The sequence below is a fragment of the Komagataeibacter kakiaceti JCM 25156 genome, assembly GCF_000613305.1.
On sequence record NZ_BAIO01000601.1, the window covers coordinates 1 to 1,265 of the forward strand.

The following is a 1,265-nucleotide window of genomic DNA, read 5'->3' on the forward strand; positions in this document are numbered from 1 at the left end:
TGGCCCGGCAGGTACGCCGAGATGGACCGCAGCGCCGCCCTGCACGAAACGGTTGCCGGTATCCGCACTGTCAAGACGCTGGCGCTGGAACCCGTGCGCCGGGAGGTGTGGGATGAAAAGACCGCCAGCGTCGTCACCGCCTCGCTGGATGCGGGGCGCATGGGCAACTGGGTGGCCACCGCCGTCATGCCGCTTGACCTGTTCATCAATCGCGGCATCATTCTGGTCGGGGCCTATCTGGCCATTACCGCCACCACGTCGGGGCTGGAGGCCGGTGCGCTCATGGCGTTCGCGATGCTGGGCGGGCGGGTGGCCGCCCCGCTTGTCAGCATGGCGCGGCTGATCGACGACCTGAACGAAGTCCGCAGCGCCCTGGCCGAGGCGGGTTCCGTACTCAACCGCCCGACCGAGACCCGCGCCCTGACGACCGGCCTGCGCCCGCCCATCCGGGGCGCGCTGTCCTTTTCGGATGTCGGCTTCACCTATCCCGGCGCCGCCGCGCCCGCCCTGTCGGACATCACGTTCCATGTGCCCGCGGGCGCGATGCTGGGGCTGGTCGGGCGCAGCGGTTCGGGCAAGTCCACCATCACCCGGCTGCTGCAGGGCGTGAGCCGGGGCTATACCGGGCACCTGCGGCTTGATGGCGTGGACCTGCGTGAAATCAACCTGACCTACCTGCGCCGTTCATGCGGGGTGGTGTTGCAGGATAATTTCCTGTTTCGCGGCACCATCCGTGACAACATCATCGCCGGTCGCCCCGGCCTGACGCTGGAAGACGCGGTGCGCGCCGCCCGCCTCGCGGGGGCGGAGGAATTCATCGAGCGCATGCCCGCAGGCTACGATACCTGGATCGAGGAAGGCTCGACCAACATTTCGGGCGGGCAGCGCCAGCGCCTTGCGATCGCGCGCGCGGTGATTTCCGACCCGCGGCTGCTGATCCTTGATGAAGCCACCTCCGCCCTCGATCCGGAAAGCGAGGCCGTGGTCAACGCCAACCTGCGCCATCTGGCCCATGGGCGGACCATGGTGATCGTGTCGCACCGTCTCGCCTCGCTGGTGGATTGCAGCCAGATCTGCGTGCTGGACCGGCGGCGGGTCGTCGATATCGGCACGCATGGCGAACTTCTGGCGCGGTGCGGTCTCTACCGCACGCTGTGGATGCAGCAGAACCGTTTCACGGACAGAGGGGACGCGGCATGAGCGGGCAGGATCGTGACCTCTCTCCCGTTGCCGACCCGCAGGGGCGGAGGCGGCGAGGCGGCGGG

1 protein-coding gene is annotated in these 1,265 nt (G+C 68.6%); it reads left to right on the plus strand.

Annotated elements, in window-relative coordinates:
* The coding region (locus JCM25156_RS17015) for a peptidase domain-containing ABC transporter (RefSeq protein WP_025814093.1) at positions 1-1,200 on the plus strand (1,200 nt) is incomplete at its 5' end.
* Positions 1,201-1,265: the final 65 nt, after the last annotated feature.